Genomic DNA, 15,276 nt, shown 5'->3' with positions numbered 1-15,276 from the left:
TTTAAAAGAAGCAATATAATAAAATTATCTTAGTGTACGAAAAACACTTACTGAAAGTTTTTGTGTTAATTACAATCAACAGAAAAACTTACATATTTGCATTCTACTTTAACTAGAAAGTTGATTTTCACATTTCAATCTATTTACCAAAGAGTCAATCACTAATTCAATTATTAGATTTCTTTGTTCGAAAATAGCTTTCCATTGCTTATTACTCCAACTATCTTCTTGAGATTTATACATTCCATGAGCTAATATATTTCGCATTTTATCGATGCTAGATTGATTAAATAATTCATTTTGAGATTTTATTTTTCTTATTATTACCTCTCTTTTAAATTTTTCCTCTTTCTGTGGTATATAATCTTGCAACATTGCTCTTATACTTTTGTCAATATTAGACTTTCCTCTCTGATTATGCCAAAAACCTTCAATAAAAGAGTATAGAGCTAATAATTCAATCAAAACCTCATTTATTTCTGTTTTTTTATAAATTTCTTCAAAAACACTATAACAGTTTCTATCTAGTTTGCTCAAAGTATCAAAATAACTCAAAACTTTATTGAAAGTATCTGAAGTGATTTCATTTTTTGAAATAGTACGCATGTTTCTAACATTTTCCCAAGTGGGCATTATTATGGCTGCATCAGGAATAAACTCGGAAACCTTTGAAATCAAAGTTGGTTGATAATAGACAAGTTTTAAACACAACCTAAATAAGTAAGAGAAGTCTTGTGAATTATGGTTTGTATATCCATTTTTAGTTAAAACAAATATTGAATTTATGGGGAGAGGATTATTTGATAAATTTCTCATACTATGATTAACTATTTTATTATGAATCCAATCATGAAATGGTTCTTCTATATCCTTTAAGTTTTCATACTTGGTTATTAGCAGTTCAATCTTTTCTCCATTAAAATTAATAGTTTTTGTAAATTCTTTCCCAGAAAACTTTATGTTGTCAATTAACCAGCAGGAATATCTAATATTGTCTTTCATAATTTTACATCTCGTTTAGTAAATATTTTTTAATTATTCTTTGCTATTCAAACATACTTTATTATATTTTTAGTTCAAATTACAATATATTCCCTAAAAATAAATCCCATGCACTACAAATCCTTTTTCTTTATTGTATTCTAAAGCAGGAGCAGGAATTTTGAGCAAATTAATTGTTCCTAAAAGTCCTTTCAAAAATTTACTTTTCGTTTTTATTTTTGTCATATCTACATCTAGTGAAAGCAAAAATTGTCTGTGTCTTTCTAGTTTTGGCATTTCTATTCCTCTAGAAAATTCTGGATTTTCAAATTCGGCAAGCATTCCATTTCCACTATATCCAAAGGCAATATTTAGCCAAGAAGGAATATTTTTATTTTTGAAAATCCGTTTTAAATTTGTAGAAAACCAATAGGTATGACCGTTGTAATCTTGAAAAAAACGATTTGTGTGGCTTTCTCCCAATACCCAAGGACGATATTTGGCATAAGGGGAAGGAGAGTATGAAAATTTGGGCAAAATAATCTGCTCCTTAAAAAAATGCTGTTGCGTCATAAAAAGCCCAGAACCAGAAGCATTTGCAATCATATCGCCTACCGAAAAACCATAACCTTCATACAAGCCATCAAAAATTTCGATAGGAGTTTGTAAAATCAAACCCAAAAACCCACCATACCAAAAGGCTTTTTTGTCGGAAACATCAGCCCATTTTAAAGAATTATAACCTACTTTACTTTCATGATAAGCTGCGTAAAAATGCCCTACCTTATCAAGTTGTAACCAACCTTTATTGTCATTATAAAAGTGAAAAGGAACTGGTTTGTGGTCTTTGTACCAAACAAATTGCAGATACGAATTTCCTGCTATATAAAAAGCACTTTTTGATAAAATGACTACGGACAATCTTTTGTTCTTTGTCTTTTTGCTTAATTCTGAATTATCAGAAATAAAGGAGATTGAATCTCCATTATTATTATTTTTAGTAGAATCTTGAGCAAATAAATTAATAGAAATAAAGCATAACAGAAAAGCAATAAGTAAAAATTTCATAGATTTTTTAGTTTATTTTTGCATTTCTTTTTTGACGTAAAAGATTATGTTTTTTGTTGCATTTTATTTTCCTCAATCTTCTTTATCACACCACCAACAGGCAAAACTCCTCTATCAAAAATATGAACTTCTTTATCCTTCATCTGAATATGTAATTGATTGAAAAGAAACATTACTTTCAAAGGAGCTACTGCATTTATATCTTTTAAAGGAATCACAAACCCACCTTCAATAGCACTTACACTCAAGTTTTCTATTTGAAAATTTCCTTCAAAATAAAGATTATTCTTTGTTAGATAAAGAATCCCGTTGTACTTATTTTTGGCAGGAGAAAGATAATGGAAAGTCCATTTTCCTTGTAAAATTTCGTTTTTTGGGAGTTGGAAAGGCATTTTTATGTGTTTTTAAAACAATAAAAAACCTCAACGACGGTTTTATGCCTCGTTGACGGTTATATAATTAATCTACAAAGATAACTTCTACTCTTCTATTTTCCTTCATTTGTTCTCGGTTTGTAGAAATTGGACGAGTACCTCCATAGCCTACCGTTCGGATTCTGTTCTGACTTATACCTTTTTTAATCAAATAATTTCTTACCTCAACAGCTCTTTTTTCGGATAATTCTTGGTTTTTTTGAGCATTTCCAATAGGCGCAGTATGCCCTTCTATTAAAATTCTTATTTCTGTATTTTTATTCATAAAAGTAACAAGCTCATTTAGTTCATTCTCAAACTCTGGTAAAATATCAGCTTTTGCAGTTTTGAACTGAACTTTTAATCGTAGTTTTTTTCCTTTAATAGCTTCTGTTTCTTCTGTCTTTAAGAGTTCTGATAGATTTTTCTCTTCTTTTAGTTCTTCTAAATCAGTAATAGTTTCGATTTCTTGTTCTAAACCATCCTCTTTTGCTATCAATTTTTCAGGATAAGCTACTCTCACAAAAAGTCCTCTTCCTTCTGTTCCTACCCAAATATTATCATTTTTATCAATAGCTAAAGAAAGTGCAGATTTACTTTGAAAACCTTGTTTTTCTCCAAATCCTGTCCATTTTTTACTCAAAAAGTCAAACTTTGCAACTCTATCAGCAGCTACCCACAAATTACCCCTGTTATCAAAACTCATTATCTTAGGAACTTGATATTCAAAAGATTCTGAAAGCGCATAGGTTGTCCATTTTTTGCCGTCTTTTGTGGTTTTTAGTGTTCCTTTGTCTTTCTTATCATATCCCAACACCCACAACTGATTTTTATAAACTAGCATTTTACTTCCCTTCGAAAAATCAGATACAGATTTGAATTTGTGTTTTTTTTCTGTCAAAGAAATATTTTTTGTATAATAAAGTCCTGTTTCAGAAGTAACCCAAAGCTTTCCTCCAAAAAAAACAATATCACTTATATTTTCATTGTTTTTCTTGACTTCTATTTTTATAGCCTTTGAACCTTTTTTTAATGACTTTTTCCATAATCCATTTCCTCTACTGGCTATCCAAGTCGTTTCTCCTTTATTAGAAAAAATTAGATTGCTGACTATCTTTCCGTCTAAAAAATCAAAACTTTGCTTTTCTTGCTGATTTGTTTTGGTGTCTAAAATAGTTACTTCATTGGCATAGGTTACAAACCAAATTTTGTTATTTAATCCTCTTTTGATGTGTAGAATAGATGTTTTTGGCAAAAACTCATTTGCATTTACAAGAGCCCCTTCGGTTACTTCTTCAATTTGATATACTCCATTTTCTGTTCCTATCCATTTATGATTATCTTCGCCTACGAAAATAGAATGAACAGGTAATTTATCATCAGATTGGTCTTCTGTCAAATCAACAGGCAAAAATACTTGTGAATAAACAGAATTATAATGTAAATTAGATTCTAAAATAAAGAAACCAATCAAAAACAGAAGTTGTATATTTATTTTTTTTATCATTTTATTTTTTGATAATGTCGCTTGTGGGAACACGAGCAACGGTAGATTTTATTATAACCAAAAGTAATTTTTTATTTTTGTTTATAAAATATTTTTTAGAGAATTAAAAATACAGATAGACAGAAATTTCTTTTCCGTTGCTTGTGTCTCCACGAGCAATCCACATACCACCCTAAACAAAAAACTATCCGAATGAAAAAGCATATTCCTAATTTTTTGACGTGTTGCAACTTATTTTTTGGTTGTATCGGTATTATTTTTAGCTTCAAAAACTCCCTTGATATTGCTGCTTATTGTATAGGAATTGCAGCTATTTTTGATTTTTTAGATGGTTTTGTAGCAAGAATGTTGAAAGTAAGCTCACCTATTGGAAAAGAACTAGACTCTTTGGCTGACTGCGTAACTTTTGGTGTCTTACCAGCTTTCATCTTGTATCATCTAATGATTTCGGCAAGTTTGGAAAAAGTAACACAAGGCTTGGTGGATGGACAAATTCCGACAGCAATGGATTCTTATCTACCTTATGTTGCACTTCTGATTGCCGTTTTTTCGGCTTTGCGTTTGGCAAAATTCAATGTAGATACTCGTCAGTCAGATTCTTTTATTGGCGTTCCGACTCCTGCAAATGCTATTTTGATTGCTTCGATTCCTTTAATTCTACTCAATAACCCAACGTATTCAGTTATTATTCTACATCCTATTTTACTTTCTGTTTTGGCTATTGTAATGAGTTTGCTTTTGGTGGCAGAACTTCCACTTTTTGCCTTAAAGTTCAAATCTTTTGCTTTTAAAGGAAACGAAATTCGTTATATTTTCCTTCTTTCAAGTGTTCTTTTGCTGGTTTTCTTGCAGTTTTTGGGTGTTCCTTTAGTTATTTTACTTTACGTTTTGCTTTCCGTAGTTAATAATATAATTAGTGTGAAAGTTTCGGATGAAGACAATTTGATTGAGAAGGAATAATTGTATTTCATTGCAGCATTTTTTATTATTTCTTCGTTCTATAAAAAATGTTAATCATTTTAAATTAAAAACGATGAAAGTACAAATACCAGAGCCTTGTCATGAAGATTGGAGTAAAATGAAACCTCAAGAGCAAGGACGTTTTTGTGGCTCTTGCCAAAAGCTGGTAATTGATTTTTCACAAATGAGTGATAAAGAAATAGTAGGCTATTTTAAAGAGTCCAAATCAAAAAATACGTGTGGTTATTTCAAAAAGAGTCAAGTTGATAGAAAGTTAAAACAACCTGCTGCACCAACTCCTATTAGAAAATTCTTTCTGAAAGAACTGGCAGTAGCTGTTTTTACTTTCTTTGTAGCTTCTAATGAGGCAAAAGCGCAAGGAGGAACTTATTTTTCAGAGGAAGAAATAGAACAAAGTAAAAATAATTCGGATACAATAAGAAAGAATATTATTAAAGGAAAAATAATCAATGGAGAAAAGAATCTAGTAAATGCTACGATTTCTATTAAAGGAACAGATTATAAAACAGTTTCCTTAGAAAATGGCTTCTTTTCAATTACTATTCCTTCTGAAATTGCTCAAAATAAAGATAATATAATTTTGATAGTAAAGTATAAAGGTTTGGCAGATAAAGAAATTAAGGTCAAAACTTCTCTTACCAATCATTTTTTAAAAGTAGATTTTTCAGAAAAACATATAACTAGCAATGAAGAGCTTATCAACGCTCTATCTGGACAAGCTGGAGGAATACAAATTGTAGAAGACGTAATAACAGTAACAGGCAATGTTTCATCAGTAGATGGTGCGCTACCTGGTACAACTATATGGATAAAAGGAACGACTCAAGGAACTCAAACCGATATTGACGGAAATTATACTTTAGTAGCTCCACAAAAAGCAACATTAGTTTTTAGATTTGTCGGCTATGATACACAAGAAATAACTTTAGAAATAAATCAAAAAAATGTTGATGTAAAGCTAAAAGAAGATGAGAGTCTGAGTGAAGTTGTAGTTGCTGGTGGTGCATGTGCATACAACTATAGATGGTACACTCCAAGAAACTTATGGTATAGCTTCAAAAACCTTTTTAGAAAATAATATTCTATATCAATCTAGAAACCTGTCCATTCACAACTACAAGGTATTTCTTTGGATTTTCTATGTTTTCAAAAGCTAGATTGAGATTGCTCTCTACTTCTTTGTTTTGTCTTGTATGATGCAAAGTTGGTTATACTACTAGACATTTTACTTTTAACAAAATCAATAAGATACAACAATTGCTATTTTTAATTCTTCCTAGTGAATGTAACTAAATAAAAAAACTCCTTCCGATTGAAAGGAGTTTTTTCTGTCCACTTACTTACTTTACTACTTAACTATTAGAAAACCTAGTTGAACAACTAAAAAAATAAACTGTTGCTAAAAGTTGATAAATTTCTTTATCGCAAACACTCTGTTGTCAGACCACTATTTCCTTTTTCTGATGCTTCTAAAAAGTAAAGTTGATGTTAAAATTTTTAGTAAATCTATTCTGAAATAAATTACTAATCAAAAACTTTATGAAGCTAAAATCTTTTATTCCAATCTTCTATTAGAATGTTACTAAATATGGGTCAATCTGTTTACCAAAAATAACATTTGTATCGTTTTTTTAGTAAAAAAAATAAAAAGCTCTTTATTTAGCCTAAAAATCAACTTTTTATTTTTTAGCTCTTTTCTTAAAAAAAATATTTATTTCCATTTTGAAAGAGTTCTATTTTCATTTTGGAAAAAATATTACTTTCATATAAAATTAGACTTTATAATTATTAACAAAGTAATACAAATAACCTTCTATCACACCTCTGTATGACACCACTAAATTAATAATTTATATTGAAAAATAGAGTAATTCTTCTCCATCTACATTTACTTTTTCTATAAATTTCAATCCTATTTTTGATAAAACCCTTTGTGATGCCAAATTTTCTTCTGTTGTTATTGCTACAATTTTTTTTAGGTTTAGATTATTTTTCCCATATTCAAAAACAGCCTGTGTAGCTTCACTTACATATCCCTTTCCTTCATAGTTTGGTAAAATAGCATATCCAATGTCTGGAAAGTCTAAATAATCACGTTTTAAAAAACCAACTGCTCCAATAGATTGATTAGTTTCCCTTAAGCTCATTTTATAAAATCCATAGCTATTTTTTTCATAATTATCTATCAAAGACTCTTGCACATACTTTGTAGCATCTTCTAATGAGTTGATATTTCTATCACCTATAAATTCTAGCCAATTTGGGCTGTTTAGTAGCTCAAAGAAAAAAGAAGCATCACTCAAAATTGCCTCTTCTATAATTAACCTTTCTGTTTCTACGATTTTCATGTTTTTAGATAATACTACTTCATACTGCATTTTATGCAAAAATAAGTATAAAATATTGAGTTTTACAACTTCCTCAAAATAGTCTTAACCATGCCGTTATAATAGAACTATATTTTAGTGCTTTTTATAAAAAAATATAACCTTCTGTAATTCCCTACATTTCCCAAATATAGTGTAACCTTTTAAAAAAACCTTAATTTAGAGTACAAAAAACATCAGAATTGTATTTTTAAGCAAAAAAATATGCCTTTTAACAATGTAAAGCACAATAATACTTTAAAAAGTCATACACTCAAAATATGATTTTTTTAAGAAAACGCCTACTTTCATAACTAGCTGTTTTACAACGACTTAAGATTACTTAACTTTGTAGCATCATAAGATAATAATGGCTTTAGCCCTAAGCAAAAGCTATTACATTTTTTTCCCCCTCAAATTTTTATTATTATGGCAACTGCTACTCTAGCTTTCCCAAAAACAATTACAGAAAACGAAATTAAAATGCCAACTTCTATCATTCCTCAAAAGATGAATTTGCGTATTCGTGTGTTACATGTCGCAGATTATCCAGAGATAGCTCAAAAATTTTATGAAGGACAGAAAAAAGTATTAGAAGAATTTGAAGTAGGTGGTGTATCTTCTATAAAGAATGAATGGTGGAAAAACCAGTATTCTTATATGATAATTATAGAGGATGTTGATACTGGAGAGATAGGCGCAGGAATGCGTTTAGATGTAGTTGATAACAGACATCATATACCATTGGAGGGAGCTTTTTCTCACACTGACCAAAGTATTATAGCCCGAGTTCACATGTACGATCATATGTTAGCTGAATCTTGTGGTTTGTGGGTAAGTAAAAAGTTTAGTGAAAGAAATCTAGCTAGAATTTTAACTCGTTGTGCTATTGCAATAGCTCCAAAGTTAAGAATACAGGTTATATTAGGGTTCGTTAATCAGTACACATTGAAGATGGCTACTGAAATGGGATTTACACCTGTATCAAATGTTTTGAATAACGGACAAATTGCGTATCCAGACGAACGCTACCAAACTACTTTAATTGAAGTTTATGTAGATAGTTTGATGAGTGCTAAAGAAGAAGAAAAAGCATTGATGTGTTGGTTGCGTACTCATCCTTGCGAAAAAATAAAAAATGAAGAGTTTAGAGGAAGAATAACCAACTTTGAGTATGATTTGAGAATTATGTGATTTTTTTATAGTTTATCTTTTAAATTTAGCCTTTCATAATGTATTTTGTGAAAGGTTTTTGTTTTAATCAAAAAATATCCAAAATGCTAAAATTTATAAAAAAGTGTGAAGAAAAATTAGGAAAAAAAAATGTCAGAAGAAAAAGTGCTAGTACTCCATTAAGAACAGCTACTTTTGACTTTAAAACTAAAGTAAAGGTAATGTTATTCCCTACTTCTATCTCACAGCTATCAAAATGTCTTAAGTATGCGAACAAATTTAAAATACCAGTTCATGTAGTAAGTGGAGGATACAATATTGGACTAGGTTCATCACTACCTCCAAAAGAAAATAGTGCATTGATAGATTTATCAAGGATGAATAGAATTGTTGATTTTAGTGAAAAAATGGCTTATATAACTATTGAAGCTGGAGTTACTTTCGAACAAGTGTTCAATCATTTGGAAGAAAATTATAGTAGCCTTATGATGGATAGTATTGGTTCATCACCACAAGCAACTGTTGTCGGAAATGCAGCAGAAAGAGGACATGGTATGGGAATGTATGCTGACAGGTTTAGTCATGTTTGTGGCTTTGAAGTAATGTTGCCAACTGGAAAAATTATCAAGACAGGATATAATGCTTACCAAGAGAATAATAAAATAGCTCCTTTAGCAAAAGGAGGGATAGGAGCAAGTCTTGATGGTTTGTTTACTCAGTCTAATTTAGGAATCATTACAAAACTTACTTTTTGGCTCAAGCCTAAACTTGATTTTTTTCAAACTTTTTATTTTGAAATAGATTCTGATGACGTTTGTGGAATTGTATCAGAGCTTTGGAGAGATTTACGCTTAAAAGGATTACAAGCTTCTTTAAGAATATTTAATGATACAAGATTAATAGCCTTTAATAAGCAAAAGCCAACTGATTTAGAATGGTCAGAACATAAAAGAAAAGAGTTTAGAGAATCCTTTGGTGTTGAAAATAAATGGATAGGTTTTGGAGGGGTTTATTCAATAAGTAAGGAACATGCTGAAGCTGATAGAGAAATAATTAAAAAATATATTGGAAGTCTAACAAAAAATTTAGTATTTTACGATGATAAAAGTTTAGGTTTAGCTCAAACAGAAGAAGAAAAAGCAAAAGTAAATTTTTTTTATACTACTTCTGTACTTAAAGGATACGTTTCTGATGCACCATTGAATATGTGTTATTGGAGGAAACCTCAAGAGGCTTTACAAAAAACAAATGTTCATAAAGATTTGTGTGGTGTGTTATGGTACTGTCCTATTATCCCTCAGACAAAACAAGATGTCCAGAAAGCTATAAATATTGTAGAAAAAATTAGCAAAAAATACAATTTAGAACCAAATATTGGATTTTTGTTTGTTTCAGAAAGAGCAATAGACATAACAGGTGCAATCTGTTATGACAGAGAAGGAAAAGAAAAAGAAGAAGAAAGAGCCATGCAATGCCATGATGAAATTATGGAAGCATTTATTTCACAGGGCTATGCTCCCTATAGATTAGGAATACAATCTATGGATTTAATGAGTAAGTTGAACTCAGAGAATCTTACTTTTCTTCGACAACTAAAAAACAGCATAGACCCAAATAATATTTTATCCAAAAAAAGATATATTATATAATTTCAGTTTTTTTTATATGAAACTAAGACACATAATAGCAGCATTAATTTACTTTATTTCTTATTCTATTTATTCACAGAATATAGTTACTTTTTCTGATGAGATAGAAGTGATAGAATTAGATGGAAGGAAAGTTACATTTTTTGAGGATAAAGAACAATCTTATACATTAGAGCAAATTCTTGCTCAATCAGATACGCTGTTCAAAGCAGTAGAACAAGATATTCCCAACTTTGCAAATACTACTTCTACTATCTGGGGAAGATTTACTATAAAAAATTCTACTGATAATGAGTTATTATTTGAAATTGCGAACCCTTTGTTAGACAGCTTAGCTTTTTTCTATCTTACTCATGATACCAATTATGATAAATTACAATTAGGTGCAAAACAGATTTTTTCTTCTCGTCCCTTACAACTCAATAACTTTGTAATTCCTATTTCTTTTGAAAGTAAAAATCAAATTAAAACATTTTATTTCAAGATTAATAGTGAATATCCTATTGAGCTACCTATGAAAATAGCAACTCATCAAAAAATTACTGAAACAAACCATTTATATGACGTATTGTATGGTATATATTTTGGCTTCTTGATAGTAATGATTTTGTATAACTTTTTTATATTCCTATCTACAAGAGACAAGACATACTTATATTATATTTTATACATTAGTCTCGCTCTTATTATTTATGCTAATTTTAAGGGTTACTCATTTGAATTTATTTGGTCAAACTATCCTATTGTCAATTACTATATTCCTACTTTGGTTTCTCTAGGGTCTATATTCATGCTGCTATTTGCTACAAGTTTTCTTAACACAAAGAAAAATTTTAGAAAAACTCATATTACAGCTCATGTATTAATAGGTATATTTGGAATAGCAATTGTTTTAAATGTTGTAGGATTGTATGTAATTGCAGCTCCATTATCTCAAATATTGTCTCTTTTACTTTCTTTCTATATATTGTTTGTTGCATTTTATAGCTATTTTAAAGGTGTAAAAATAGCACGTTTCTTTGCTTTAGCTTGGTTTGTATTTCTTATAGGAATTATAATATTTATGTTACAAGTCTTGGGAGTGATTGCATCTACTCCTCTTACACAAAATGCAACTATAATTGGCTCTGCCATAGAAGTAGTATTATTATCTTTTGCACTTGCAGATAGAATAAACGTCTATAAAAAACAAAAAGAAGAAGCACAAAAAGAAGCCTTAGAAAAAACAAAGGCACATGATAAACTAGTAACAGAACAGAATAAAGTATTAGAAATAAAAGTAAAAGAAGCAACAGAAGAGCTAAGTATTTCAAACGAAGAACTCAACTCTACAAATGAAGAACTCAATGCTATGCTAGAAACAGTGCAGCAGCAAAATAATACTATTGAGCAACGTTCGGCAGAGATAGAATCCATAAATGAGGAAATAAAAGCTACTAACGAAGAACTCAACTCTACAAATGAAGAGCTTTATTCTACCGTAGAAACTGTAAAAACCCAGAATCAAATCATTGCAGAGTCTAACAGAAGCATTACAGATAGTTTGCGTTATGCACAAACGATTCAAGATGCCATTCTGCCTTTTGAAGAAAGAATGGATAGTCACTTGAAGGAATACTTTACTTTTTATCGTCCGAAAGATATTGTAAGTGGAGATTTTTATTGGCTAACAGATTTAAAGGGAAAAGTTTATCTAGCCGTAGCCGACTGTACAGGACATGGTGTACCAGGGGCATTTATGTCGATGATTGGTTCTGCTGCTCTTGATGCTTTGGTGGATAGAAATGAACTAGAAGCACCTGATGAGATTTTAGAAGAACTTCATCTTACTATTCAAAAAGCTTTGAAACAGGAAAATAGCACTAACGATGATGGAATGGATGTCGGTTTGTGTGTGCTAGAATATCTGCCAAATGGAGGATGTAAAATTCTTTTCTCTGGAGCAAAACGCCCTTTGTATCATTACAAAAAAGCTACACAAGAACTTTTAGAAATAAGAGGAACACGCCAAAGTATAGGAGGATATTCGAAGAAAGAAAGAAAAGCTTTTGAAGTAAATGAGCTTATTTTGGAAGAAGGAGATAGTTTCTATTTATGTAGCGATGGGTATGCAGACCAAAATAATGACAAAGATTTGAAATTTGGTTCTCATAATCTCAAAAAGTTAATACATGATATTGCACCCCTCTCAATGAAAGAACAAGGCACGATTATCAAGCAAAAATTTGATGAGCATAAAGGCGAAGAAGCTCAGCGTGATGATATTGCAGTAATCGGAGTACGTATTTCTTAAAAAAAGAAACTTGAACAAACAAAAAAAACGACCCTTTACAGAAATAGTGTAGAGGTTCGTTTTTTTTTGAACACAAATCAATGATTTAAAGTTATTTTTATTGATATACAATACTATTGTTAGTTACTTTGTGAAATATTTCTCCTAACACAACTATTTCTGATTTTACTCTAATTTTTCATCTCCAAATTCTTTATTTCAATTTGAAAGCTATCCATTTTTTGCTCGTTTTTTCTATTTTCTTTTTACTTTCTCCATTTAGTTTTGCCCAAAAACGAGGAGAGTATATGTATCCTATAAATCCTAATCAAACCAATTCACTTTCTGGGGGAATGGCAGAATTGCGCTCTAATCACTTTCATATGGGTATTGATGTTCGTACTAATAACCAAATTGGTTTGCCAGTTCATGCAGCAGCCGATGGTTATGTTGCTCGTGTCAAAGTAAAAGCTACTGGGTATGGAAATGCTATTTATATCAAACATAAAAACGGAACAACAACATTATATGGACATTTGAGTGAGTTTAATGAAAAAATTGCAGCTTACGTCAGAAAAATTCAATATCAGAGAGAAAGTTTTCATGTTGATTTGTACCTTTCCCCTTCGCAGTTTCCTGTCAAAAAAGGAGAAATTGTAGCTCTCTCTGGAAATAGTGGCTCATCAGGAGGACCTCATGTACATTTCGAAATTCGTGATAAAGCAGAACGAGCCTTGAATCCTTTAGATTATGGATTTGATGAAATAAAAGACCATATTGCACCTATTATGGATAGAGTGGCGTTTGTTCCATTAGAAAAAAATGCACTTATAAAAGGAGAACATAACAGAGAAAATGTAGGAGCTTACTCAAAAGGAAAAAATAAATATGGACTTAGAATCCCAAAAATGACAGCTTATGGCTTGATAGGATTAGAAATTGATGCAAAAGACAAAGCTGATAATGTTTATTTTAGTTATGGAATGGATGAAATAGAAGTGTTTGTAAATGAAAAACAGACATTTAAAGCGCATTTTGATAAAATTTCTTTTGCTAATCAAAGGCATATGAATAATTACATGAATTATGAATATTATATCAAAACAAGAAAAAGATATAGGAGGTGTTATGTTCCTGATGGTGGAAATGGATTGCACTTCTATGCCTCTTCTGATAAAAACAAAGGCAAATTATTCATAGAAGATGGAAAAACGTATCAAGTCAGAATCAGAATGACAGATGCCTATGGAAATGAATCTAATACAGAGTTTCAAATTGTGGGTAATAAAAATCAAAAAATAGTAAAAAACTATCCTGTCAAACTCAATGACTATAAAATTGATAAAAACTATATGGTTTTTAATGCAATTACTTCTAATGATAAGGAAGAAACAGAAATCTGTGTGGATTATCTAGCTTATAAAATAAAACCTCAATTTGAAGCAGGAAATATAGGTACATTCTTTTGGGATTTAAGAACAGGATTACCCGATTCTTTGATTTTGCCTAATGGAACAACTATCTATCCCAATATAAAAGCACAAGTTCCTTCCAAAACTTCATTTGCATTTTATCACGATGATTTTGATATTTATTTTCCCAACGGAGCTTTATATGACACTACTTATTTAGCTTTTCAGAGTAAAGACAATACACTCAAAAGTGAAGATTTTGTTATTGGTCATTCAGATTTGGCACTTCAAAAATCAGTTACCATAAAGCTAAAACCTAAAAACCCTTCTGCTATAAAAAATAAGTCGAAAGTTAATGCGTATGCAGTCTATGGACGAAGTTTAGGATTTGCTGGTGGTAAGTGGAAGGGAGATATTTTTGAATTTAAGACACGTAATTTGGGTACTTTTCGTTTGGTAGAAGACAATGACAAACCTAATATTAGAGTTATAAGTAGAAATTCAAAAAGTATTCGTTGCAAGATTTCAGATAATCGCTCTGGTATAGCTTCGTTTCGTGCTACTATTGATGGAAAATGGCTTTTGATGAATTATGATAAAAAAAGAGCAATGCTTTCTTCTGAAATGTCTAATAAAATGGAAAACCTCAAAGGAGAATTTGTCTTGACAGTTATTGATAATGCAGGAAATAAAGAAGTCTATACAACTAAAATTAATTGATATATTCTTTTTCTCAAAAACATTCATATCATAATTTGTTTTATTTAGAATAGAATCAAAGAATTTAAACTTAAAAACATCATGGGAAAAACAGCCGTCATTGCAGGAAGTACAGGACTTATCGGACAACAACTTATCAAACACCTATCAGAAGATAATCGTTATGATAAAATTTTGGCTCTTACTCGCAAAGCAAAAGCATCAGACTTACCAAAGGTAGAGTATGTAGTTGTAGATTTTGAACACTTATCTATTTACCAAAAAGAAATTCAAGGCGATGATGCCTTTTGCGCTTTGGGAACAACTATGAAACAAGCAGGAAGTAAAGAAGCTTTTTATAAAGTTGATTACACCTATATTTGGGAATTTGGACGCATAATGGCACAAAATAAAGCCCAGTCTTTTACTTTAGTTTCTTCGATGGGAGCAGATAAAGATTCCTTTTTTTATTATAATGAAGTAAAAGGGAAAATTGAAGATGCTATTTCTCAATTAGATTTTGAAAAAATAACGATTGTTCGTCCTTCGCTTTTGTTGGGAGATAGAAAAGAAGAACGCTTGGGAGAGGATATTTCAAAAACTTTTGTAAAACTTTTCAGTCCGATTATTCCAGCAAAATACGATGGAATTGAAGTTTCACAAGTAGCAAAAGCAATGATAATAGCTGCTAATGATGGAAAAAATGAACTTGAAATTATTGAGAATGATGAATTGCAGAAGATGTAGAAAATTTT

12 protein-coding genes are annotated in these 15,276 nt (G+C 30.4%); 7 read left to right on the top strand and 5 right to left on the bottom strand.

Going from position 1 to position 15,276, the window contains the following annotated elements; all coding sequences use genetic code 11:
- Positions 1-108: 108 nt before the first annotated feature.
- The 4 genes from WAF17_RS14100 to WAF17_RS14085 form a co-directional block, all read right to left on the bottom strand.
- Positions 109-1,002 carry a hypothetical protein gene (locus WAF17_RS14100; RefSeq protein ID WP_338760708.1) on the bottom strand — a complete coding sequence of 298 codons (894 nt, stop codon included), beginning with the start codon at positions 1,000-1,002 and terminating at the stop codon, positions 109-111.
- A gap of 93 nt (positions 1,003-1,095) precedes the next feature.
- Entirely contained in the window at positions 1,096-2,049 is a 954-nt protein-coding gene (locus tag WAF17_RS14095; RefSeq protein ID WP_338760705.1) for a DUF2279 domain-containing protein, read from the bottom strand.
- Between the two features lie 44 nt (positions 2,050-2,093).
- On the bottom strand, positions 2,094-2,441 hold the full coding sequence (locus WAF17_RS14090; RefSeq protein ID WP_338760702.1) for a GRAM domain-containing protein: 348 nt from the start codon (positions 2,439-2,441) through the stop codon (positions 2,094-2,096).
- A 67-nt stretch (positions 2,442-2,508) separates the two neighbouring features.
- The gene (locus WAF17_RS14085; protein WP_338760699.1) at positions 2,509-3,969 is read right to left on the bottom strand and encodes an OmpA family protein; all 1,461 of its coding nucleotides are present in this window, start codon (positions 3,967-3,969) and stop codon (positions 2,509-2,511) included.
- A gap of 192 nt (positions 3,970-4,161) precedes the next feature.
- Between WAF17_RS14085 and WAF17_RS14080 the strand changes: the two genes are divergently transcribed.
- Positions 4,162-4,929, top strand: a complete 768-nt coding sequence (locus WAF17_RS14080; protein WP_338760697.1) for a CDP-alcohol phosphatidyltransferase family protein — start codon at positions 4,162-4,164, stop codon at positions 4,927-4,929.
- Between the two features lie 73 nt (positions 4,930-5,002).
- Entirely contained in the window at positions 5,003-6,028 is a 1,026-nt protein-coding gene (locus WAF17_RS14075) for a carboxypeptidase-like regulatory domain-containing protein (RefSeq protein WP_338760695.1), read from the top strand.
- Positions 6,029-6,800: 772 nt separating this feature from the next.
- On the opposite strand, the gene WAF17_RS14070 is transcribed toward WAF17_RS14075, so the two are convergent.
- Positions 6,801-7,298 (bottom strand): GNAT family N-acetyltransferase, encoded by a 498-nt coding sequence (locus WAF17_RS14070; protein ID WP_338760693.1) that lies wholly within the window; start codon positions 7,296-7,298, stop codon positions 6,801-6,803.
- Positions 7,299-7,745: 447 nt separating this feature from the next.
- Between WAF17_RS14070 and WAF17_RS14065 the strand changes: the two genes are divergently transcribed.
- The 5 genes from WAF17_RS14065 (at position 7,746) to WAF17_RS14045 (ending at position 15,268) form a co-directional block, all read left to right on the top strand.
- Positions 7,746-8,510, top strand: coding sequence for a hypothetical protein (locus WAF17_RS14065; protein ID WP_338760691.1), 765 nt, complete (start codon positions 7,746-7,748; stop codon positions 8,508-8,510).
- An 83-nt stretch (positions 8,511-8,593) separates the two neighbouring features.
- Positions 8,594-10,138: an FAD-binding oxidoreductase gene (locus tag WAF17_RS14060; protein WP_338760689.1), complete on the top strand. Its 1,545-nt coding sequence runs from the start codon at positions 8,594-8,596 to the stop codon at positions 10,136-10,138.
- 16 nt (positions 10,139-10,154) lie between these two features.
- Complete coding sequence (locus tag WAF17_RS14055; protein ID WP_338760686.1) at positions 10,155-12,431, top strand: 7TM diverse intracellular signaling domain-containing protein; 2,277 nt, start codon at positions 10,155-10,157, stop codon at positions 12,429-12,431.
- A gap of 203 nt (positions 12,432-12,634) precedes the next feature.
- Positions 12,635-14,542 (top strand): M23 family metallopeptidase, encoded by a 1,908-nt coding sequence (locus WAF17_RS14050; protein ID WP_338760683.1) that lies wholly within the window; start codon positions 12,635-12,637, stop codon positions 14,540-14,542.
- An 81-nt stretch (positions 14,543-14,623) separates the two neighbouring features.
- A complete protein-coding gene (locus WAF17_RS14045) occupies positions 14,624-15,268 on the top strand; it encodes an oxidoreductase (RefSeq protein ID WP_338760680.1) in 645 nt (214 codons plus the stop codon).
- Positions 15,269-15,276: the final 8 nt, after the last annotated feature.

The organism is Bernardetia sp. ABR2-2B (assembly GCF_037126435.1).
In the GTDB taxonomy this organism is placed as follows: Bacteria; Bacteroidota; Bacteroidia; order Cytophagales; family Bernardetiaceae; genus Bernardetia.
This window is presented reverse-complemented; position numbering and strand designations above follow the sequence as displayed.